Below are 21547 nucleotides of genomic sequence, written 5' to 3' on the forward strand. Positions count from 1 at the left end.
ACGCTGGCCGCGGCTGTACGCCTAGGCCTTCACCGCTCTGAGACGAGGACCTGAATGGCTCAGCCATCCGTATCACCCCCTGCTGCCACGCGCCCTGGCAGCAAGGGCAGCGACTTCGCGCCCCTGCTCCGCGAGATCAAGGCAGCCGGCCTGCTGGAGCGGCGTACGGCGGCCTACGCGATGGCGATCGGGATCAATGTCGCCCTGATGGCCGCGACCTGGGCCGGGGTCGCGATCCTCGGCAGCTCGTGGTGGGTGCTGTTCCTCGCCATCCCGCTCGGCGTCCTCACCACCCGGGCCGCGTTCTTCGGCCACGACGCCGGCCACCAGCAGATCGGCGGCTCCCGCAAGCTGCATGACGCGATCGGCCTGGTGCACGGCAACCTGCTGCTCGGGATGAGCTACGGCTGGTGGAACGACAAGCACAACCGTCACCACGCCAACCCGAACCACACCGACAAGGACCCCGACGTCGGCGAGGGCATCCTCGTCTGGACACTCGAGCAGGCCGAGGGCCGCACCGGCCTGCACGGCTGGCTGAGCCGCAACCAGGCGCGCATCTTCTTCCCGCTGCTCACCCTCGAGGGCTTCAACCTCAAGGTCTCCAGCGTCACCTTCCTGCTCGGCCGCCCGCGCCGTGAGGCCCGGCTGGAGCTCGGCCTGATCGCCGCCCACCTGGTGCTGTACTTCGGCGCGCTCTTCCTGATCATGGCGCCGGGCCAGGCGGTGCTGTTCGCCCTGATCCACCACATGGTCTTCGGACTGCACCTGGGCAGCGTGTTCGCGCCCAACCACAAGGGCATGGAGATGCCCGATGCCGACACCCAGTGGGGTCACCTGGAGAAGCAGGTGCTCACCTCACGCAACGTGAACGGCAGCCTGGTCACCGACTGGATGATGGGCGGCCTGAACTACCAGATCGAGCACCACCTCTTCCCGAGCATGCCGCGGGCCAACCTGCGGTTCGCCCAGCCGATCGTCCGGGGGTACTGCGAACGCATCGGCATGCCGTACGTGAGCACCAGCCTGATCGAGTCGTACCGGATGGGTCTGCAGCACATGCACGAGGTCGGCAGCGAGCTCCGCGCACAGCAGTAGTTCTGGTACGGCGTCCGTCGTACCGGAGCAAATGCGGGATTCCCCTAGCTGCTCAGGAAAAAACTTCACGAAGTGCAGCGCCCCGGGTGATGGATCGGTTACGGTCTCAGCACTCGGGGCCGCCCACCTTGTGAGGAGACCTGCATGACCGAAAGATCCGGCTTGAGTCGTCGCGGCCTGCTCGGCGCCGTCGCCGGAGTGACCGCCGCCACGGCTCTGCCCGCCGTTCCTGCCTGGGCTGCGGACGACCAGCGGCCCGGTGCGGCGAATCATCCGAACCTCGACAGGTACGACCGGCAGATCGTGTCCAGCCTGTCGTCGGAGAACGCGCTGCGCCACCTGCAAGTGCTGTCCGAGCACATCGGACCGCGGATCGGCGGCACTCAGAGTGAGAAGCGGGCGGCCGACTACATCGCCGGCCAGCTCGACAAGTACGGCTACAACACCAAGCTGGAGCCGTTCCCGGTGGCGGACAAGTTCACCGCCCAGATCGACGACGTCCGCGACATCCTGCCGAACGACCTGTGCTGGCAGGCGGGTGCCGCTCCCGGCGGCAAGCTGGACGTCACCGTCGAAGGACCGGTCCGGGACGTCGGTCCGGCGACTGCGCCGGTCTGGCCGGCCGACGTCGCCGGGTCGATCGTGATCGCCGATGACACCGCAGCCGCGCGTCCGGCCTTGGTCGCGGAGGCCGCGGCGCGAGGAGCTGTCGGAGTCATCCTGTTGCCGGCCGACCTGGTGTTCCCGCGCCGGGCGTCCGCGTTCTCACCCGCCGGTCTCACCGATGCGCCGATCCCGGTGATCGGGGTCGCCCAGGTGCAGAAGCGGCTGATCCGCGAGGCACTCGCGGTGGTGAACTCGCTGCCGCTGCGGATCAGCACCAAGGCACACCGTGGACTGATCTCGAACAACGTGATCGGCGAGCGGCGCGGCAAGGGTGGCGCGGACTCGCCGATCGTGGTGGTCTGCGGTCACTACGACTCGGTGATCGGTGCACCTGGTGCGAACGACGACGGCTCCGGCACCGTGCTGACGATGGAGCTGGCCCGGGTGTTCAGCCGGATCCCGACGAACGCGACGTTGCGGTTCGCGCTGTGGGGTTCGGAGGAGCAGGGCCTGATCGGGTCGCGGTACCACGTGGCTCAGTTGGCGCAGGACCAGCGGGACCGGCACGCGGCCGTGTTCCAGAACGACATGGTGGCAACCAGTTGGGACCCGGCGATCACCTACTGGCTGCTGTCCTTCACCGGTCTGGCGAACACGGCGACGGACGCGGTCCGGGCGGCCGGCGTGCGGCTCGGGTACGACCCGCAGATGGTCGGCCCGGTCCAGCGCGGCGCGTCGGACCACCAGTCCTTCCAGGAGGTCGGCATCGCGTCGGCCAACTTCTCCTGGCGGGGTGAGATCTCGCCGGCCTTCCTCGAGCCGCCGTACCACTCGCCCGAGGACACCATCGCGAAGAACGTCAGCCTGGAGCGCCTCCAGGTCTCGATGGAGCTGATCGGCACCGCGGCGTACGCCGTCGCCCGCAGCTGAGGACTGCCCGAGGGGTGGGCCGCCGTACGGTGGTCCACCCCCAGGGTGAGCTGGCTCATACGGCTAGCCTTGAGGCGCTATGTCGCGCCGGAAACCATCCAAGTGGCAGCGGCCCGTCAGTGAGCGGCCGCTGCTCGGTGGTGCCCAGGCCCGGGAGGAGCGGTCCGACGGTGAGTGGATCGTCCGCCGTGTGTCCGGCTCCGGCTCGAGCAAGGCCTACCGCTGCCCCGGGTGCGAGCAGCAGATCCCGCCCGCCACGCCACATGTCGTGGTCTGGCCGGAGAACCCCAGCCTGCTCGCCGCGATCGGCGGCGCCCAGTCCCTCGACGAGCGACGCCACTGGCACTCCGCCTGCTGGCAGCGCCGTCGGTGAGAGGTAGTACATGAAGCTTCCGGTCACGTCGTACGGCGACACTGGTACGCCGGTCGTGGTGATGCACGGCCTGTTCGGCTCAGGCCGGAACTGGATGACCGCGGCCCGGCGTCTGTCCGGCGAGCACCGCGTGTTCGCCTTCGACCTGCGCAACCACGGCTCGTCGCCGCACACCGACACGATGACCTATCCGGAGATGGCCGACGACGTGCGGGAGACGATCGAGTCGCTCGGCGTCGGGCCGGTCGCCCTGGTCGGTCACTCGATGGGCGGCAAGACCGCGATGCTCACGGCACTCAAGTACGCCGAGGTCGTCGAGCGGCTGATCGTGGTCGACGCCGCACCGGTGGCCTATCCCCCGGCCTTCGTCGAGTACGCGCAGGCGATGCGCACCGCCGACCTGTCCTCAGTCCAGCGTCGCGCCGACGTGGACGCTCAACTGGCCGACGCGGTCCAGTCCCGCGGCACACGCGCCTTCCTCCTGCAGAACCTGATCCTGGACGACCAAGGCGCCCGCTGGCGCCCGAACCTGCCAGTGATCGAGGCCGCGCTGCCCGCGATCTCCGGCTGGCCGTCTGTCGAGGGACTCCGGTACGACGGCCCGACCCTCTTCATCTACGGCGGCAAGTCCGACTACGTCCAGCAGGATCATCGCGCCACCATCGCGTCCTACTTCCCCCAGGTCCAGTACGCCGAGGTCCCCGAGGCCGGCCACTGGGTCCACGCCGAACGCCTCGACGACTTCCTCGCCGTACTGACGCCGTTCCTTCCCTAACCACGGCGGTACGACGTGGGGCTCAACCCGGTGTGTTGGCGGAAGCGGGTGGAGAAGTAGAGCGGGTCGGGGTACCCCACCTCGGCGGCGACGGAGGCGATCGGGCGGGTGGTGAGCTCGAGAAGGCGGCAGGCGGCGTCGAGCCGACGGCGTTCGACGAACTGCTGCGGGCTGACGCCGAGCTGCTCGCGGAACAGGTGCGCGAACCGAGACACCGACAGGTTGACCGCCCGGGCCAGCTTGGGGAGGTCGAGTCTGGCCTTGAGGTCCTGGTCGATCAGTTCGATGACGCGCAGCAGACGGTCGTCGATCCGGACCGCCTTGGGGTTCTGGGTGTCGCACCACAGGAGAGCGGCCTCGAGGGCGTTCGCGCTCAGCTGCTCGCCCTGCGGGAGCACGCTGCGTTGATGCCGGACGGCGTCGCGCAGGTGGCCGGCGATCCGCGCGGCGGCAGGGCCGGCCGGGCTCAGCTGAAGGATGCCGGGGGCAACTTCCGGCCAGTCGAGCAAGGGTGACCAGTCCGGCTTCGGGTGGAAGTGCGCGTACAGGAAGTGCCAGCGCTGACCTCGGGTGCCGTAGTCGTGGGGCGTTCCGGGCCGGACGAGGATGATCGTGCCGGGATCGGCAGCGACGGCTCCGAACCTCCCGCCGCCGTCCAGAGTGTGTGCCAGCAGCCAGTCCGTCGTACCGCGCCGGCGATAGGTCTCGTACTCCGGTCCTTCGTCGAACTCACCGGTGAGCAGCCGTCGCACCACTGGCGTCGGTGAGTCCGGTGTAGCAGGATCTCGAAGGTTCACAGCTCGATAGGATATCGCTCCACCCCGTCGGCGCCGCCGATCCTGGAACCATGCACGCACTGGCAGAGATCTATCAGCGGGACGGTATCGTCCAGGTCCCGCAACTCCTCGACGACGCCGAGATCGAACAGCTCAGGTCTGTTTTCATGGACCAGGTCGCCGCCGACCACTCGCTGGCGATCGACGACGGCGTACCGGACGACGACCCACTGGCCCGCTTCCCACGGTTCGTGCACCCACATCGCCGGACCGATGTCGAGGCCGGCCGGCTCTCGCTCGAGCTCATGCTGGACAGCCGGATCCTCGATGTCGTCACGGCGCTGATCGGTCCTGCTCTGGGCGCCCAGTCGATGTTCTACTTCAAGCCACCGGGTGCACGTGGACAGGCGCTGCACCAGGACAACACGTTCCTGCGGGCCGATCCCGAGACCTGCCTGGCGGCCTGGATCGCGGTCGACGACGTGGACGCCGAGAACGGCGGGCTCGCGGTCGTCCCCGGCTCACACACAACCGAGCTCGTCTGCCCCGAACCCGCCGACCTGACCGAGTCCTTCACCAACGCAGAAGTCCCGGTGCCCGATGGCCTGCAGAAGGTCCAGACCCGGATGAAGGCCGGCGACGTACTGTTCTTCCACGGCAGCGTCGTCCACGGCTCGCGCCCGAACACCTCAGCCGACCGCTTCCGTCGTTCGCTGATCTTCCACTACGTTCCCGAGGCCAGCATCGAGATCGCGGCCTTCTACAACCCGCTCGTGCGGCCCGACCGCCGCTCCACCACGCTGTCCGAAGCCATCGGCGGCGGGCCGTGCGGTGACTACGCCGCGGCGGAGCCGTAAGTCTGGACGAGTTCGCGCAGCCAGTGGTCGATGTGCTCCACCCAGGCCGCGCCCTCGATCTCGTCCGCGTGCTCCAGCAGCCGGTGCCAGGACACCACCCGGTGGATCACATGGAGAGGCTCGGCGACCTCCAGTTCCCTGCGCAGTACGTCGAGCGGCGCCAGGTCCGACCACTTCTCCAGGTACGCCGTCACGACCGCATCGTCGACGTCCTCACGCACAGTGGCCAGCGTCGCGAACGGATGCCCCCAGACCGCGTCACCGAAGTCGAAGAACCGGAACGGACCGGCCGGATCAGGCCTGAAGACGTTCCGCGCATGCAGGTCGTTCTGATCAAGAGCCATCGGTACGACGCCCGGCAGCAACTTCTCCACCTCGGACACGGCGTCGGCGGCACGTCGTACGCCGGTCAGGGTCTCCGGCCCGGGGCGAAGTGGATGGTCGTCCGCGAGGCCCGTGAACCAGTCGGCGACACGGTGCACGGCCCCGGACAGGCGGGACGGTGCGAGTGAGGTCAGACCGCTGGCGAGCAACGCGTCCCGGAACGGAACGGTGTCGCGCTGGAGATCGGCGTACTCGGTGACGAGCCGGTGCCAGTCGGCGTCCTCCTGATCGCCGAGGGTCGGCCCCTGGTCGGCGGTCAGGAGCCAGCCGCGCTCGGGGTCGATCGCGAGCGGCGTGACGACATGCTGCGGCAGCACCTGCGCCATCGCTCCCACCAGGGCCGCCTCGAAGGCCTGGCCTGGGTTGTTCTCCTTGAACCAGAACAGCCCGTGGTCGGTCGGATAGCACCAGACGGCCGCCCAGAAGCGGATCTTGTACGGCACCGGGGCGCCGGAGACTGTGGTTCCCACGGCGGCCAACTGTGCTCGCACCCAGCCATCTGCCTCGGCAAACCAGTCGTCGCCGGTCCAGCGCCGTACCCACTGACCATCGGCATCGGACCGCAACGGCATCGCCTGCGGCGCACGTCTCTCCACACGCGAGAGCCTAAGTGGTTTTCACCTCACCGGCCTCCGCTTTTGCAGCGTCAGACCTGCCCGGCGGTTTCCAGCTCAGCGGTCCAGCGACTCCCCCGACGGCGACCGTCCGGAGTGTCCGCCGCCGGTCCCTCGCACCGACGAGGTGGACGACGGCGAGGTGATCGTGTGCGGCGACGCGACTCCCGAGCCGGAGATGCGCTGCAGATCCATCAGGCGCTGGTCGAGGCGACTCCCGGGTGCCGGCTCACGCGTGTCCGGCTGCGCCGCGGGCCGCTCGACCTGCAGGCGCATCGAAGCCCGGACCGCTTCATCGACAGCAGGCTCCAGGTCGTCCCGCCGGTGCAGCGGAAGGGCGGTCTCGACGAACCGCTGATGCTCGGCCACTGTCGGCGGGCGGTTGCGCCCGGCAACGAGCGTCTCCCGGGCCTGCAGCGGACCCGCCATGCTGCCGTCGGCGGTTCGGTGGTTCTCGTACAGCACGTTCCCGTCGCGATCCACGACGTAGATGTCGTCGACCAGCCCCTGGGACTCGAGGTCGTGGGCGGTGTCCGGGATCCCGCGATAGGCGTGATTGTGGTGCTGGGGCTTGACCCAGCGGCCGATACCGGTGTCGTCCTTCGCCTGCTGGTACCGGTTGGCCACGCCGAGCGTGCTGTCGGCTTCGTGCGTGGCGACGTAGACGACCGCGACCCGATAGCCCGCGTCCCGAAAGCCTTGCAGCCAGGCCCTCGCGGCGTCCTCGGACTGCAGCGGAGCGCTGGCGATGACGTCGTACTCGCCGGCTCGCAGGTGGTCCAGGCAGCGGCCGCGCAGCTCCGGCGGCAGACTGCCGGCGACGACGTCGTTGCCGTTGATGCCGTTGGCCCGCATGATCGCGTCGTAGCGGGGATGGGCCAGGGAGTCGTCGTCGAAGTCGTACACCGCGGTGCGATCCGCGTCCAGGGCCGCCTGGATGAGCTCCTGCAGCGTTGTCTTGCCCGCGGCCGGTTGACCACCGATCAGTACGGCGTACGGCCGTTCACCCGGCGCCCGCGACGGTCGCTCCCGGGGCGTGATCTGAGCCAGCCGGCGGGCGATGACCTGGTCGGACTCGGCCGGGGTCAGGGTGGGGTCGGCGGTCATTCGCCGATCTCGGCGCGGAGGCGCTCGAGCAGTTCCGGGTAGGTCCGCAGGACCTCGGCCCGTTCCTCGGCCGTCATCGTGTCGCGACGGCGGAACTCGTCGTCGTAGAAGGACAGCTTGGCCACCAGGTCGGTCCGCCGACCGGTGTCGGTCTCGCGGCTGACGAGCGTGTTGTAGCAGGCGGCCACGGTCTGGATCAGGTTCCTGACCCGCTCGCGCTCGATCCGCTCCTCGTCGCTGCGCGGTGCTCCCGGGCGACCGCCGAGCGCCTCCGTGATGTGTTTCCCCGGCTGCTTGCTGTCCGACATCGTCGGCTCCCTCCGCACACAGTGACGAGGGCCCAAACTACCGCGATCTCAGGTGTAGTCGCGGAACCCACGGGAGGTCTTGCGGCCGAGGTAGCCGGCGGTGACCAGGTGCTCGAGCAGCGGGGCCGGGGCGAAACCGGGCTCGCGGAACTCGAGGTAGAGCGTGCGCTGGATGGCCAGCGAGATGTCCAGGCCGACCACGTCGAGGAGCTCGAACGGGCCCATCGGGAGGCGGCAGCCGAGCTTCATCGCGGCATCGATGTCGTCGACGTTCGAGTAGTGCGCCTCGAGCATCCGGACCGCGTCGTTCAGGTACGGGAACAGCAGCGCGTTGACGATGAAGCCGGCCCGGTCCCCGCACCGCACCGGGTGCTTGCCAGCGGCAACGGCCAGCCCCGCGACCGTGTCGGCCACCTCCGGCGAGGTGCTGACCGTGCTGACCACCTCGACCAGCTTCATCACCGGTGCCGGGTTGAAGAAGTGCAGACCGACCACGTCGCTCGGCCGCTTGGTGGCCATCGCCAGGTCGATCACCGGCAGCGAGGAGGTGGTCGTGGCCAGGATCGCGCCCGGCTTGCAGATCTCGTCGAACGTCTCGAACAGGGCCTGCTTGACGCTCAGTTCCTCGACCACGGCCTCGACCACCAGGTCGACAGTGGCCAGGTCGTCGAGTTTCGCCGTACCGACGATCCGGCGCAGGGCCGCGTCGCGCTCCTCCGACGAGAGCTTGCCACGCTGGACGCCCTTCTCCAGCGAGCGTTCCAGGGCCGCGCGGACCCGGTCCACCTTCTCGGTGCCGCGGGCAACATACAGAACGTCGTACCCGGCCTTGGCGCAGACCTCGATGATGCCGACCGCCATCGTCCCGGAGCCGACCACGCCGACCTGGCGGATCGGGCGGATCGGGGTGTCCTCCCCGTTCGGCGTGGGGGTGAGCTCGTCGTCCACCACGACCGGGGAGTCCGGCGACTCGTAGGTGTAGAAGCCGCGGCCGGCCTTGCGGCCGAGCAGGCCGGCGGTGACCATCTGCTTGAGGATCGGGGCCGGCGCGTGCAGGCGGTTGCGGCCCTGCTTGTACATCGTGTCGAGGATCTCGTACGCCGTGTCGAGGCCGATCAGATCGAGCAGCGCGAGCGGGCCCATCGGGTAGCCGCAGCCGAGCCGCATCGCCGCATCGACGTCCTCACGGGTGGCGTAGCGCGACTCCACCATCGAGACCGCGTGGTTCAGGTAGCCGAACAGCAGCGCGTTGGCGATGAAACCGGCCCGGTCGGCCGCGACCACCGGCACCTTGTCCAGCCGGCGCGCGAGCGCCTGGACGTCCTCCACCACGTCCGGCTCGGTGACCACGGTCTTGATCACCTCGACGAACTCCTGCACCGGCGCCGGGTTGAAGAAGTGCATCCCGACCACGCGGCGCGGACGCTCGGTGGCGACCGAGATCTCGGTGACGGACAACGACGAGGTGTTGGTGGCCAGGATCGCGTCCTCGCGGACGACCTTGTCGAGCGCGGCGAAGATCTCCCGCTTCAGCTCGAGCCGCTCGATCACCGCTTCGACGACCAGGTCGCAGTCGGCGAGGGCGTCCATCGTGGTGGCGAAGGTGACCCGGTCGAACAACGCCTGCTGCTCCTCGACCGAGAGCTTCCCGCGCTTCACCGCCCGGTCGGTCGAGTGCTGGATGTGCCCGCGACCACGCTCGGCCGCCGCCTCGTCACGCTCGACGCCGACCACGGTCAGCCCGTTGCGCGCGAACACCTCGGCGATCCCGGCGCCCATCGTGCCGAGACCGACCACACCCACCGTCTTCAAATCCCGAGCCATGGGCCGAACTATGCCAGTCCCACTACTGGTCCGCCCATGAGCTGAGTCACCCGGGAGGCCAACCTCACACCTCCTCGAACACCACCGGCGACTCCAGCCAACCGTCCAGCAACCACTCCGGGTCCGGTGCCCCGGTCAGCGTCGCCGCGATCGGCTTCGGCTTCAGCTCCCGTTCGACGAGCTCCGAGACGGGCAACCAGACCGCGCGATAACTGCCCCGCTCCGATTCGGCGGAACTGCCGAGCTCCGGCCCGTCCCCGGTCCCGAACTCCCCACCGATCTGCTCAGCCAGGAAGTACTGCTGGGTCCGCAGCCCGAAGTGCACCACCGCGACCAGTCCGCGGATCTTGACCAGCACACCCAGCTCTTCGAACGCCTCCCGCCGAGCGGCCTCCGCCGCGCTCTCGCCGTCCTCGACCTGACCGCCAGGGAGAACGTGGTAGGTCATTCCGTCCCGCACCCGCTCGATCGCGGCGACGCCGTCGCGGGTCAGCAGCACGATCCCCGCCCGCATCACGCGCGGCTCGCCAGCACGTGGAACCAGAATCCGATCCTCGTCTCACCGCGGTCGAGATGCTCGACCTGCCAGCCGGTGGCGGCAAGCGCTTCGCGCAGTGGCTCCTCCTGCCACAGGACGAAATGCCGCGGCAGGTCGAGGTTCCGGTTGGACCATTCCTCGCCCTTGCCCTCGCGCGTGGTGAAGGCGAGCACCGGCGCGGCCCGCACCGCCTTCCGCAGGATCTCGGTGAGCTGCGCCCGGTCGAAGTGCAGGAACACCGCGTCGGCGAACACAGCGTCGTACGGGCCGCCGAAGTCGTCCGTGATCGCGTTCAGCCGATCGGCGGCGTACCCGTCGGCGCGCATCATGTCGAGGAAGGCCTGCGTCGCGTCGGTACGCCGTACGACGAAACCGCGTCGCTCCAACTCGATCGCGTCGCGGCCGGTGCCACTGCCGAGCTCGAGAACGCGATCGCCGGGGTTGATCGCCTCCTCCAGCAGCTCGATCAGCTGCGTGTTGGGTTCGGTGGGAATCGACTCCCGGAACTTCTCGGCGGCCTGCTCGTACGTCGCCAGCGTCACCTCGTTGTCGCTCGGCAACCGTGTCCACCCGTCGCCGTTGTGCTCGACGATCGCCGGTAGCCGCAGCCCGAGATCCACGCCGAGCACAACCACGGTCTCGCCCCGATGCAGGTCCGCGATCGCCTGCAGCTCGTCGTCGGGACGCCGTACCAGCTCCGGTACGACGGTCAGCCGCACACCGAGCCGCTCCGCCAACCGCGCCCCGGCCGCCGCCTCGAACGGCCCCGCATACACCTGCGCAATCCGCTCCTCCACCGCCGCCTGCACCACATCCCCAGGCAACAACAGAATCCGCGCGGGACACATGAGGTTCATCCGCGCACGTACTCCAACGCCTCGGCGGCATAGTCCGGCCAGACCGCAGACTGGCTCAGCGGGATCAGCACCCACTCTTTCATCGGACGGCCCATCCGGGGGTCGAACGGCTCCACCCCCGGCAGACTGAGCGCCTTCTCCCGCGGCTGCGGCGGGAGCTTGAACGTCATCGCGTCGCCGTACATCCCGGCGATCACCTTGCGTCCGATCTTCAGGCAGGGCATGCCGAACATGCTGCCCCGGACCACTCCGGCCGACACCAGTCCGGCCGCGACCGCGTCGTACTCGGCGATCGCCTGTTCGCTGACCTTCGGCATCATGCTCACCAGCCTGCCACTCCGGACGGCCAGGCGGCATAGGTTCCGCGCCGGTTGTGGACTACGGTGCTTTCTCGTGCGCTTGGTGATTGCTACCTGTTCTGTGGACTACTCGGGTCGGTTGACGGCTCATCTGCCGATGGCACCGCGGTTGCTGATGGTGAAGGCGGACGGTTCCGTGCTGATCCACGCCGATGGCGGCTCCTACAAGCCGCTCAACTGGATGTCGCCGCCGTGCAAGCTGACCGAGGAGGAGGGGGTCTGGAGTGTCACCAACAAGGCTGGTGAGGAGCTCCGGATCACCCTCGAGGAGGTGCACAGCGACACGGCGTACGAGCTCGGCACCGACCCCGGCCTGATCAAGGACGGCGTCGAGGCGCACCTGCAGGAACTGCTGGCCGAGCACGTCCACACCTTCGGCGACGGCTGGACCCTGGTACGGCGCGAGTACCCGACCGCGATCGGGCCGGTCGACCTGCTCTGCCGCGACGCCGACGGCCGGCACGTCGCGGTCGAGATCAAGCGCCGCGGCGAGATCGACGGCGTGGAACAGCTGACCCGGTACGTCGAGCTCCTCAACCGCGACCCGCTGCTCGCCCCGGTTCGCGGCATCTTCGCCGCCCAGCTGATCAAGCCCCAGGCCAAGGTCCTCGCCACCGACCGCGGCCTCGAGTGCCTCACCGTCGACTACGACGCGCTGCGCGGCATGGAATCCGACGTCCTCCGCCTGTTCTGAATCCCGCGAGCTGTTGACAGCTGTTCGCGGCGCAGAGTTACTTAGCAATATGGCTAAGGAAACGGTGATCTGCACGTATCGCGTCCGCGCGGCCGCGGAGGACCAGTTCCGGCAGGTGCTCGGCGAGCACTGGGAAACACTCCGGGACCTCGGCTTCGTGACCGACGATCGACCGACCGTCCTGCGGGGCGTCGACGAACCGACGTACGTCGAGATCTTCACCTGGGTGGACGGCGGATTCGCCCGGGCGCACGAGCACCCCGACGTGCTCACGCTGTGGGAGCGGATGGATCCGCTGCTCGAGGAGCGCGACGGGCAGCCGAAGTGGGAGTTCCCGCATTACGTGCGCCAGGATCTGCCCGCTTGACCGCCGGCTCCCGCGGCGGGCGGGACCTGGACGACCTCGACCGCGTGTTCACCGCGCTCGCTCACCACTCGCGCCGGACGATCCTGCTGGTCCTGCACCTGCGTGGCGGTGAGATGACGTCGGGCGAGATCGCCGGCCGGTTCGACCACTCCTGGCCGACGATCACCCGTCACCTGCGCATCCTCGAGCAGGCCGGCCTCGTCCACGTCACCTTGCGAGGCCGTGAACGCGTGTACCACCTGGACACCGACCCACTGTTCAGGGTCGGTGTCCCGTGGCTCAACAGATTCAGCAGGCGACCACCGCGTCCACGATGAAGCCCTGGGCTACCACGGATGGGTCGGTCAGGAGGCGGACGGAGCCGGTCGGCGTGCTGATGCACGGCGAGGTGGCGCCGTTGCGGTCCAAGCCGGTGTAGCGGGCGAGTTCGTTGCCGGCCCCGTCGTACACGATGACGTAGTCGAAGTTCTTCTCGGTGTCGAGCAGGCTGAAGTGGAACGCGAATCCGGCCGTTCCGTGGTCATACGTCCAGGTGCAGTCGCCGTTGTTGCCGTACGGGTGCGGCGACTCGAACGGGATCTCGGCGTCCGGGTCACTCACGCACGGCGGCGGAGGCGGCGTCGCGGGCGTACAACCCTCGTGAACCCCGACGGCCGCCCACGCGGCAGAACCGGCCGCGCCGCCGACGGCCGCGGTGGCGTTGCGGGCGTCGCAGAAGTTCGCGAACTCCGGCAGGCTGGTGAACGCGGTGTAGAACACCGACCTGGCGGTTGCCAGCCCCATCGCCGGAACCGTCACGTCACAGTCCAGCGTGTGGGTGTGAGTGCTCAGGCTGCCGCCGCACCCGGCGTTCTTGCCGCCGTTGACGGCCAGGTAGTAAGCGTGGTTGGGGATACCGCTGTTGGAGTGCACGCCACCGTTGTCAGCGGTGGTGACGATGAACTCGCTGAAGTGGTCCGGGTCGGCGTCCTCCTGCGGGTCGCCCATGTTCCGGAAGCCCGGCGCGAGGTCGGGCGCGAGGATGACGTCCTCACCGATCAGCCAGTCCGGCGTGGCCGCCGGGTCCAGACGGCGCTCGGCCGCGTAGAACTCGATCGTGTTGCCCATCATGTCGCTGAACGCCTCGTTCAGTGCCCCGGACTGGTTCTCGTAGATGAGGTTCGAGGTGAACTCGGTGACGCCGTGGGTGAGCTCGTGCCCGACCACGTCGAGGCCGCCGGACAGCGGGATACAGGTCATGCCGTCACCGTCGCCGTACGTCATCTGCTCGCCGTTCCAGAAGGCGTTGCAGTACCGGTTGGCGAAGTGCACGGTCGAGATGATCGTCATGCCCTCGTCGTCGATGCTGTTGCGTCCGAAGACGTCGGCGTAGAAGTCGTCGGTGACGTTCGCGTAGTAGTGCGCGTCCACACCGGGGGCCTGGCTGGGCGACCTCCACTTCGGCAGGTTGAAGTTCCAGTGATCGTCGGCGTCGGTCATGATCGTGCCGGGCAGGACCTGCTTGTTGCCCGCGTCATAGGTCTCCTGACGCTTGTCTTCCGAGCGCAGGAAGAACGTGCCGCCGATCCGGGTCGTGGAGATCTGCTTGGTGTCGCCCTTCACACCGGTCCCGTCGCCGTGCGCGATGGCGTCGTACTGTTTCTTCACCGTTCCGGATGAGGCGTCGACCCACTGCACCCAGCGTTGATCGGTTCGCTGGCTGACGATCTGGTGGAAGAGCCGCCCGTCCCTGGGGTCGATCCGCAGGCTGGACGACCACTTTCCGGCCGTGCCGACGCGCTTGGCCGCGATCCCGCGGGCGCTCGCGGCGGACACGGTCGCGCTGTTCTTGGCCTTCAGGCCCGGGAAGTACGCGCCGATCACGGCGTCGGTCCGGCCGGACTTGTCCGTCAGGACGGTCAACTGACCGCCGAGGACCTGCGCAGCGCCGACCAGCTGCTGGTAGCGGGTCTGGGTACCGCCGCCGGCCCGGTCGGCCGTCCAGAGCTTCACCATCCCCGGCGGTACGGCGAAGGCGCGGGCATCCGCTCCGGACAGGGCGATCGACCCGCCCCGGAGTGGTGTGGTGGCCACCTGGCCGGCGGTAGCGGTGGCGCCGCCGGCGGTGACCAGTGCGAGGGCCGCGAGTACGGCCACGAGGGTGGATCGGTGCATGACGGGGACCTCCCCGGTCCGAGCGGATGGTCGACGGGTCGGCCGATTTCCAGCCCCGAGGGTCGCCCGCACTTCAAGGCCAGTCGTACGCCCGGGTCCGATGACCGGCAAGACCTGGCGCGTCGATTTCGCGCCGGTTGGATGACAGGAGTAAGGTCCACGCCCGGTAGCGGTCTGATCTCTTGGTGTCGAAACAGGCAAATTTGCCCGATTTCGGGCAAGACCTTGGCTTTAGACCCTCAAACACTGCACAGTTGACGCGTGATCAGTGAGGCGACGGCGGGTCCGGTGGACGAACTCGCCGAACAGATCAGCCGGACCACCGGCCTCCCGCCGGACGACGCACGGCGGGTGGTCGCCGACGTCCTGGCCTACTTCACCGAGACGACCGAGGAATACGTCCGCCGCCGGCACCGTGAGCTGCAGACCTACGGCGCCCGCAACGACGAGATCTTCGCCCGGCTCGGCACCGAGCTCCGGCACTGGCCGGTCCGCTCACCCGAACTCTCCGCCCGGCAGCTTCGACGGATCGTCTACGGCTGACGGGGACAGACTCACTCCGGCTCCGCCGAGCGGCGGGCCTTTCCACGACAACCTCCGAAAGGCATGAACACATGTGCGGAATCGTCGGGTACGTCGGCACCAAGCCGGCCGCGCCCATCCTGGTCGACGGACTGGCGCGGCTGGAGTATCGCGGCTACGACTCGGCGGGTGTCGCCGTACTCGGCTCCAGCGAGCTGAAGGTGCACAAGGACGCCGGCCGGGTCCGTGAGCTGGAGGCGTCGCTGCCGAAGCGGTTCGGCGGGAAGCTCGGGATCGGCCACACCCGGTGGGCGACCCACGGCGGCCCGAGCAAGGACAACGCCCACCCGCATGTCAGCGGCAACGAGCGGATCGCCGTCGTGCACAACGGCATCTTCGACAACGCCGGCGCGCTGCGCGCCCAGCTCGAGGACGCCGGCGTCAAGCTGCGCTCCGAGACCGACACCGAGGTGCTCGCGCACCTGATCGAGCAGTCCGAGGGCAGCACGCTCGAGGAGAAGGTGATGGCCGCCCTGCGCCGGATCGAGGGCACCTACGGCATCGCCGTGGTCGACCTGGACTTCCCGGACCGGATCGTGGTCGCCCGGAACGGCAGCCCGCTGATCCTCGGCATCGGCGACGGCGAGATGCACGTCGCCTCCGACGCGGCCGCGCTGATCCGCTACACCCGTCAGGTTGTCTACCTGGACGACGGCGAACTGGCCACCGTCCGTGCCGACGGCTACCGCACCTTCACCCAGGACGCCGCGCCGACCACCAAGACCGCCAAGACGGTCGAGTGGGAGGCCGACGAGTACGAGCGTGGCCTGCACGAGCACTTCATGATGAAGGAGATCCACGAGCAGCCGGACGCCGTCGGCCGGGCCATCCGCGGCCGTCTGGACGAGCGCTTCCACACCGTCCACCTGGGCGGCCTGAACATGGACGCGCGGGAGGCCCGGGAGATCAAGCGGGTCAAGATCCTCGGTTGCGGTTCGGCGTACTACGCCGGCCAGATGGGCGCACAGTTCATCGAGGAGGTGGCCCGGATCCCCGCCGACGCCGAGCCGGCCTCGGAGTTCCGCTACCGCAACCCGGTGGTCGAGCGGGACACCCTGTACATCGCGGTGAGCCAGTCCGGCGAGACGCTGGACACCCTGGTCGCGGTCCAGGAACTGAAGCGCAAGGGCGGCCGGGTGATCGGCCTGGTCAACGCGGTCGGCTCCAGCATCGCCCGTGAGGTCGACGGCGGTGTCTACCTGCACGCCGGCCCGGAGGTCTCGGTCGCGTCGACCAAGGCGCTGACCAACATGGCGGTCGCGTTCGCGATGCTCGGCATCCACCTCGGCCGGATCCGCGACGTCTCCCCCGCCGACGGCCGCCGGCTGATCGAGGGCCTGAAGAAGCTCCCCGGCCATATCGCCGAGATCGTCGCCCAGGAGGAGGAGCTGGCCAAGATCGCCGGCCGGCTGGCCAAGCACGAGAGTCTGTTCTTCGTCGGGCGGACCCGCGGCTACCCGGTCGCCCGCGAGGGTGCGCAGAAGCTCAAGGAGATCTCCTACCGGCACGCCGAGGCGTACCAGACCTCCGAGTTGAAGCACGGCCCGCTGGCGCTGATCTCGCCGGACGTGCCGAGTGTCGCGATCGTGCCGGACGACGAACTGCTCGACCGCAACATCGGCGCGCTGCACGAGATCGGGGCCCGCTCCGGTCCGCTGTACGTCGTGACGCACCCGGGCGTGGACGTGCCGGACGGCGTGGCGGCGAAGATCGTCGTACCGAAGAACGAGCCGGAGCTCGACCCGATCCTGCTCACCATCCCGCTGCAGATCATCGCGTACTACGCGGCCGTTGCCCTCGGCCACGATGTCGACAAGCCGCGCAACCTGGCGAAGTCGGTCACCGTCGAGTAAGCACCCCAACAGCACAGCAGCTCCCGCCATTGGCGGGAGCTGCTCTGTTTCACAGCTGCTGGCCGCCGGACTGTCTCCCGCTCCGCCGGACACCCGGGTTACCAGCCTCCCGAGCATTGGCGCTCTGCGGAACGCTCACGCGACCGCCGCCGGAGGTTCCACCGAGGGCCTGCCGGATCGCTTCGGCCGTCGCGGCCTTCCGGTCCGCGTCGGACTGCACGCTGTCCCGGCCGCGCTCCGCGCCCAATCCCTTGTACGGGTGCAGACCGAACTCGTTCACCAGCCGGCGGCAGACCTCGACGCCGCGGACCGAGTTGCCGGCCTCGTCCAGCCGTGGCGAGAACGTCACGACCGCCAGCCGCTTCTCCGGCACCACCATCAGCACGTTGCCCGAGACACCACTCTTGGCCGGCAGCCCGACATCGTCGGCGAACCGGCCCGAGCCGTCGTACATGCCGCTGTGCCCCATCACGGACAACACCCGGCCGGCGGTCTCCTGGGAGAACACCCGCTCACCGCTGTACGGCGCGACACCACCGTTCGCCAGGGTGGCACCGGCTGCCGCCAGCCGCTGGGCGTCGACCCCGAGTGAACAGACCATGAAGTAGAACTCGGCCGTATCCGCAGGGGCATCCCGGCCGTCCAGGCCACCCTTCAGCTTTCCCGCGTTCGCCATCTGGCTGGCGAGCCCACGGTTTCCGTGCCCGGTATCCCGTTCGGCCAGGAACGTCGCGTTGTCGTAGCCCGGTCGTTGGCCCATCATCATGGTCCACGTCTGCTGGACCGTGGCGAACCGGTCGGACACCTCGCTGCCGGCATCGACCAGCGCGAGCGTCCCGATCGCCCCGGCGTTGATCATCGGGTTCTGCGGCTTGCCGGCCGCGTTCAGGGACAGGGTGCGATCGTTGAAGGACCCGCCGCTCTGCTCCTGGCCGACCCACTCGTGCACCTCCTGCGGGCCGAGCTCCTCCAGCGCCATCGCGTAGCTGAACGGTTTCGACGTCGACTGCACGCTGAACTCGAGATCGGCGTCACCGATCGAGAACGTCTGGCCGTCCGCCGTACAGATCGCGATGCCGAACTTCTCCGGGTCGGCGTCGCGCAGCGTCGGGATGTAGTCGGCGACCGCGCCGCGGCGATCGTCCAGCAGGTCGGCGTGGATCCGCTCGAGGCCCCTGGTGAGATCCATGAACTCCGACGGCGACACCGCCAGCTTTCCTTCGAGGGCCCGCCGGACCAGGCCGCTGCTGTGCTCCGCGATCTGGGTGAACTGCTGGTAGTCGATCTGCACCGGCTGGCTGTCGATCCCCAGCGGCCGGCCATCGGGATCGCGTAATCCGGTGAGCGCCGACCGGATCCGCGGATCACCCGGCTGGATCCCGGCACGTCCCAGCGGGCTGAGCAGTTCCCAGGCCCAGATGCTGCCGTCACGATCCTTGTCGAGCGAGTCGAACAGCCGGCGGTGCGCCAACTCCGACACATCCATCGCTGATCCCCTTCCCCAGCTGCAGAGCCCCAGATGACGCGTCGGGCGGAACCGCAAGCCTTTCCGGCTCGTGTTTCCGGAACGGATCCGCCGGGTTACGGCGGCGTCAAACAGGCGTTGGGGAAGATCTTGCGCAGTCGTCATACAGGTTGGTGACTTGTATGATGACTGGATGCCGAGTGATCAGATCCGCCACGTCCGTCTCTCGTCCGTCGTCCTGCCGCTCGACCAGCCGATCAGCGATGCCAAGGTGCTGACCGGCCGGCAGAAGCCGATGACCGAGATCGTGTTCCTGTTCGCCGAGATCGCGACCGCTGACGATCAGCACGGCATCGGGTTCAGCTACTCGAAGCGGGCCGGTGGGCCGGCGCAGTACGCGCATGCCAAGGAGGTCGCGGCGAATCTGGTCGGCGAGGACCCGTCGGATATCGGCAAGGTGTACGACAAGCTGCTCTGGGCCGGTGCGTCGGTCGGCCGGTCCGGAGTGGCGACGCAGGCGATCGCGGCGATCGACATCGCGTTGTGGGACCTGAAGGCGAAGCGGGCTCGGTTGCCACTGGCAAAGCTGTTCGGGGCGCACCGCGACTCGGTCCGCGCCTACAACACCTCCGGCGGGTTCCTGCACGCGCCCATCGAGGAGGTCAAGGAACGCGCCTCCAAGTCACTGGCGGACGGGATCGGCGGCATCAAGATCAAGGTCGGCCAGCCGGACACCCGGATCGACCTGGACCGGGTCCGCGCCGTCCGAGAGCACCTGGGCGACGACGTACCGCTGATGGTCGACGCCAACCAGCAGTGGGACCGGCCGACGGCGCTGCGGTTCGGGCGCGTGCTGGAGCAGTTCGACCTGGTCTGGATCGAGGAACCGCTCGACGCGTACGACGCCGAAGGGCACGCGCACCTCGCGGCCGCGCTGGACACGCCGATCGCCACCGGCGAGATGCTGTCCAGCGTCACCGAACACGTCCGCCTGATCGACGCCCGCGCCGCCGACATCATCCAGCCCGATGCGCCCCGCATCGGCGGCATCACCCCGTTCCTCCGCCTCGCCGCGCTGGCCGACCACAACGGCCTCCAACTCGCACCCCACTTCGCCATGGAGATCCACCTACACCTGGCCGCCGCCTACCCCCGCGAGCCCTGGGTCGAGCACTTCGAATGGCTCAACCCGCTGTTCAACGAACGCCTGGAGACCCTGGACGGCCGCATGCTCGTCCCCGACCGCCCCGGCCTCGGCTTCACCACGAGCGACCAGTGCGCGGCGTGGACGGTGGACGCCTGCGAGTTCGGCACGCGATGAACCGGCGGGGGCTGGCGTACGACCTGGTTGAGGAGCTGAAGCGGCGCATCCTCAGCGGGGAGATCGCACCCGGCGACAAGTTGCCTGCCGAGAACAGCTTGGTCGACGAGTTCGGTGTCAGCCGGACGGTGGTGCGAGAGGCGGTCTCCCGGCTGCAGGCCGCGGGGCTGGTAGAGACCTTCCAGGGACGCGGTTCCTTCGTCCTGGAGGTGCCTGAACGAACATCCGGCCTCCGGGAGGTGCGGTCGCACGAGGATGTGCTGGAGTTGCTCGACTTCCGGATCGGGGTGGAGAGCGAGGCGGCCGGGTTGGCGGCGGGGCGTCGTACCGACCGTCAACTGAAGGCGATCGAGCGGGCGCTGGCGGACTTCCGGCGGATCGGTGACGACCCGAGCAGGTCGGTCGAGGCGGACTTCGCGTTCCATCTCAAGGTCGCCTCCGCGTCCGGGAACCGCTTCTACAGCGACCTGATCGGCTCGCTCGGCCCGATGATGATCATGCTGCCGCGTACCCGCCTGGACCCGGCGTACGAGATGTCGGACGCCACCCACCTCACCCGCGTCGTGCTCGAGCACGAGAACATCTACGACGCGATCGCCCGCTCCGACCCCGAGGCGGCGCGAGCGGCAGCGCGGGTGCATCTGTCGAACACCCGGCACCGCCTCACCAGCGAGCTGTCTTCGGAGTGCCGATTGCGTGAGCGTAGGGAGGGCCGATAATGCCTGTCCAAGGCCGACAAGGCATCGAGTGATACCTTTCGGGAATCATGTTCTCGCTCGACCAGCTGAGTGCCTTCGTCGCCGTCGCCGAGGAACTGCACTTCGGCCGGGCTGCCGAGCGGCTCAACATGACCCAGCCGCCGCTGAGCCGGCAGGTGCAGAAACTGGAGCGGGCGGTCGGGGTCCGGCTGCTCGAACGCGACAACCGCCGGGTGGTGCTGACCGAGGCCGGCCGGGCGTTCCTGACCGAGGCTCGCCGCCTGCTGGCGCTGGTCGAGACAGCAGGCGATCTGGCTCGCCGGGTCGATCAGGGCGCGGCCGGGACGCTGCGCCTCGGCTTCACTGCCGTCTCCGCGATCAGGACCCTGGGCCCGTTCCTGCGCCGGATGTCCGAGGAACTACCGGACGTGGACGTGATCCTGCACGAGCGCGTCACCCCGGCCCAGATCGACGGTCTGGTGCGCGGCGAGCTGGACCTCGGTCTCGGCCGGCCGCCGTTCGACGCGCAGGTTCTCGACTCCCAGGTCGTGTTCCGCGAGCAGCTGTTTGCCGTTGTGCCGAGCAACCATCGGCTCGCGACGCTGGGCCGGCCGCTGTCCCCGGCCGACTTCGCCCAGGAGCAGGTGATCAGCTACTCCCCCACCCAGGCGCGGTATTTCCACGAATTGACCATCCGCTTCCTCGCCGACGCCCATCCGCGGATCGAGCAGCGGGTCCAGCAGATCCTCACCGTCGTCCTCCTGGTCGCGGCAGGCCGCGGAGTCGCCCTCGTTCCCGCCTCCGCCCGCAGCCTCGGCGTCCAGGGCGTCGCGTACTGCGAAGTCGGCGTACCGGGCGAGCCGGTCGAACTGCACGCCATCTGGAACCGCGACTCCACCAGCCCGGTACTGCAGCGGGTACTCACGCTGTTCGACGACCCGACGATGCTCTCAGAGCATCAATAGATCCAAAAAGGATCTTGGACAGGCATCTGAACCGGTTCCTAC

The 21547-nt window shown here is 68.8% G+C and carries 23 protein-coding genes; 13 read left to right on the forward strand and 10 right to left on the reverse strand.

What is annotated here, in order from left to right:
- Positions 1 to 54: 54 nt before the first annotated feature.
- From EV652_RS34790 to EV652_RS34805, 4 genes are all read left to right on the forward strand, one after another.
- Positions 55 to 1098: a fatty acid desaturase family protein gene (locus tag EV652_RS34790; RefSeq protein WP_132213554.1), complete on the forward strand. Its 1044-nt coding sequence runs from the start codon at positions 55 to 57 to the stop codon at positions 1096 to 1098.
- 144 nt (positions 1099 to 1242) lie between these two features.
- Complete coding sequence (locus EV652_RS34795; RefSeq protein ID WP_132213555.1) at positions 1243 to 2634, forward strand: M28 family metallopeptidase; 1392 nt, start codon at positions 1243 to 1245, stop codon at positions 2632 to 2634.
- A gap of 79 nt (positions 2635 to 2713) precedes the next feature.
- Positions 2714 to 3007, forward strand: coding sequence for an Rv1322 family protein (locus EV652_RS34800; protein WP_132213556.1), 294 nt, complete (start codon positions 2714 to 2716; stop codon positions 3005 to 3007).
- Positions 3008 to 3017: 10 nt separating this feature from the next.
- Complete coding sequence (locus EV652_RS34805; RefSeq protein ID WP_132213557.1) at positions 3018 to 3782, forward strand: alpha/beta fold hydrolase; 765 nt, start codon at positions 3018 to 3020, stop codon at positions 3780 to 3782.
- Here the strand turns inward: EV652_RS34805 and EV652_RS34810 are convergent.
- A complete protein-coding gene (locus tag EV652_RS34810) occupies positions 3779 to 4579 on the reverse strand; it encodes a helix-turn-helix domain-containing protein (RefSeq protein WP_242002182.1) in 801 nt (266 codons plus the stop codon). The genes EV652_RS34805 and EV652_RS34810 overlap by 4 nt on opposite strands.
- A gap of 50 nt (positions 4580 to 4629) precedes the next feature.
- Between EV652_RS34810 and EV652_RS34815 the strand changes: the two genes are divergently transcribed.
- Positions 4630 to 5415: a phytanoyl-CoA dioxygenase family protein gene (locus EV652_RS34815; protein WP_132213558.1), complete on the forward strand. Its 786-nt coding sequence runs from the start codon at positions 4630 to 4632 to the stop codon at positions 5413 to 5415.
- Here the strand turns inward: EV652_RS34815 and EV652_RS34820 are convergent.
- The 7 genes from EV652_RS34820 to EV652_RS34850 form a co-directional block, all read right to left on the reverse strand.
- Positions 5394 to 6395, reverse strand: a complete 1002-nt coding sequence (locus EV652_RS34820) for an aminoglycoside phosphotransferase/kinase family protein (RefSeq protein WP_132213559.1) — start codon at positions 6393 to 6395, stop codon at positions 5394 to 5396. The two genes, EV652_RS34815 and EV652_RS34820, sit on opposite strands and share 22 nt — an antisense overlap.
- Before the next feature lie 75 nt (positions 6396 to 6470).
- On the reverse strand, positions 6471 to 7520 hold the full coding sequence (locus tag EV652_RS34825; RefSeq protein ID WP_132213560.1) for a zeta toxin family protein: 1050 nt from the start codon (positions 7518 to 7520) through the stop codon (positions 6471 to 6473).
- Positions 7517 to 7828, reverse strand: a complete 312-nt coding sequence (locus EV652_RS34830) for a hypothetical protein (RefSeq protein ID WP_132213561.1) — start codon at positions 7826 to 7828, stop codon at positions 7517 to 7519. Before EV652_RS34830 ends, EV652_RS34825 begins: the two co-directional genes overlap by 4 nt.
- A 48-nt stretch (positions 7829 to 7876) precedes the next feature.
- A complete protein-coding gene (locus EV652_RS34835) occupies positions 7877 to 9652 on the reverse strand; it encodes a 3-hydroxyacyl-CoA dehydrogenase family protein (protein ID WP_132213562.1) in 1776 nt (591 codons plus the stop codon).
- Positions 9653 to 9716: 64 nt separating this feature from the next.
- The gene (locus tag EV652_RS34840; protein WP_199238593.1) at positions 9717 to 10166 is read right to left on the reverse strand and encodes an NUDIX domain-containing protein; all 450 of its coding nucleotides are present in this window, start codon (positions 10164 to 10166) and stop codon (positions 9717 to 9719) included.
- Positions 10166 to 11047 carry a class I SAM-dependent methyltransferase gene (locus tag EV652_RS34845; RefSeq protein WP_132213564.1) on the reverse strand — a complete coding sequence of 294 codons (882 nt, stop codon included), beginning with the start codon at positions 11045 to 11047 and terminating at the stop codon, positions 10166 to 10168. The genes EV652_RS34840 and EV652_RS34845 overlap by 1 nt, the downstream gene beginning before the upstream one ends.
- Positions 11044 to 11367, reverse strand: a complete 324-nt coding sequence (locus tag EV652_RS34850; RefSeq protein ID WP_132213565.1) for a hypothetical protein — start codon at positions 11365 to 11367, stop codon at positions 11044 to 11046. Before EV652_RS34850 ends, EV652_RS34845 begins: the two co-directional genes overlap by 4 nt.
- A gap of 73 nt (positions 11368 to 11440) precedes the next feature.
- Between EV652_RS34850 and nucS the strand changes: the two genes are divergently transcribed.
- From nucS to EV652_RS44280, 3 genes are read left to right on the forward strand one after another with little or no spacing between them, the layout of a single operon-like run.
- Positions 11441 to 12100 (forward strand): endonuclease NucS, encoded by a 660-nt coding sequence (gene nucS, locus EV652_RS34855; RefSeq protein ID WP_132213566.1) that lies wholly within the window; start codon positions 11441 to 11443, stop codon positions 12098 to 12100.
- Between the two features lie 49 nt (positions 12101 to 12149).
- Positions 12150 to 12467: a hypothetical protein gene (locus tag EV652_RS44275; RefSeq protein WP_158441394.1), complete on the forward strand. Its 318-nt coding sequence runs from the start codon at positions 12150 to 12152 to the stop codon at positions 12465 to 12467.
- Entirely contained in the window at positions 12464 to 12784 is a 321-nt protein-coding gene (locus tag EV652_RS44280; RefSeq protein ID WP_158441396.1) for a metalloregulator ArsR/SmtB family transcription factor, read from the forward strand. The genes EV652_RS44275 and EV652_RS44280 overlap by 4 nt, the downstream gene beginning before the upstream one ends.
- On the opposite strand, the gene EV652_RS34865 is transcribed toward EV652_RS44280, so the two are convergent.
- Positions 12756 to 14621: a M4 family metallopeptidase gene (locus EV652_RS34865; protein ID WP_132213568.1), complete on the reverse strand. Its 1866-nt coding sequence runs from the start codon at positions 14619 to 14621 to the stop codon at positions 12756 to 12758. The genes EV652_RS44280 and EV652_RS34865 overlap by 29 nt on opposite strands.
- A 261-nt stretch (positions 14622 to 14882) precedes the next feature.
- Here EV652_RS34865 and EV652_RS34870 point away from each other — a divergent pair, with 261 nt between their 5' ends.
- Both EV652_RS34870 and glmS read left to right on the forward strand, forming a co-directional pair.
- A complete protein-coding gene (locus tag EV652_RS34870) occupies positions 14883 to 15164 on the forward strand; it encodes a hypothetical protein (protein WP_242002183.1) in 282 nt (93 codons plus the stop codon).
- Positions 15165 to 15235: 71 nt separating this feature from the next.
- A complete protein-coding gene (glmS, locus tag EV652_RS34875) occupies positions 15236 to 17056 on the forward strand; it encodes a glutamine--fructose-6-phosphate transaminase (isomerizing) (protein ID WP_132213569.1) in 1821 nt (606 codons plus the stop codon).
- A gap of 49 nt (positions 17057 to 17105) precedes the next feature.
- Here the strand turns inward: glmS and glsA are convergent, their stop codons facing one another.
- A complete protein-coding gene (gene glsA, locus EV652_RS34880; RefSeq protein ID WP_158441398.1) occupies positions 17106 to 18542 on the reverse strand; it encodes a glutaminase A in 1437 nt (478 codons plus the stop codon).
- A gap of 172 nt (positions 18543 to 18714) precedes the next feature.
- On the opposite strand from glsA, the gene EV652_RS34885 reads away from it, so the two are divergent.
- The 3 genes from EV652_RS34885 to EV652_RS34895 are packed head-to-tail and all read left to right on the forward strand — an operon-like array spanning position 18715 to position 21505.
- Positions 18715 to 19842 (forward strand): L-talarate/galactarate dehydratase, encoded by a 1128-nt coding sequence (locus EV652_RS34885; protein WP_132213571.1) that lies wholly within the window; start codon positions 18715 to 18717, stop codon positions 19840 to 19842.
- The gene (locus EV652_RS34890) at positions 19839 to 20561 is read left to right on the forward strand and encodes a FadR/GntR family transcriptional regulator (protein WP_132213572.1); all 723 of its coding nucleotides are present in this window, start codon (positions 19839 to 19841) and stop codon (positions 20559 to 20561) included. The genes EV652_RS34885 and EV652_RS34890 overlap by 4 nt, the downstream gene beginning before the upstream one ends.
- Positions 20562 to 20608: 47 nt before the next feature.
- Positions 20609 to 21505: a LysR substrate-binding domain-containing protein gene (locus EV652_RS34895; RefSeq protein ID WP_132213573.1), complete on the forward strand. Its 897-nt coding sequence runs from the start codon at positions 20609 to 20611 to the stop codon at positions 21503 to 21505.
- Positions 21506 to 21547: the final 42 nt, after the last annotated feature.

It is taken from the genome of Kribbella steppae (assembly GCF_004342025.1).
GTDB classification, from domain to species: Bacteria; Actinomycetota; Actinomycetes; order Propionibacteriales; family Kribbellaceae; genus Kribbella; species Kribbella steppae.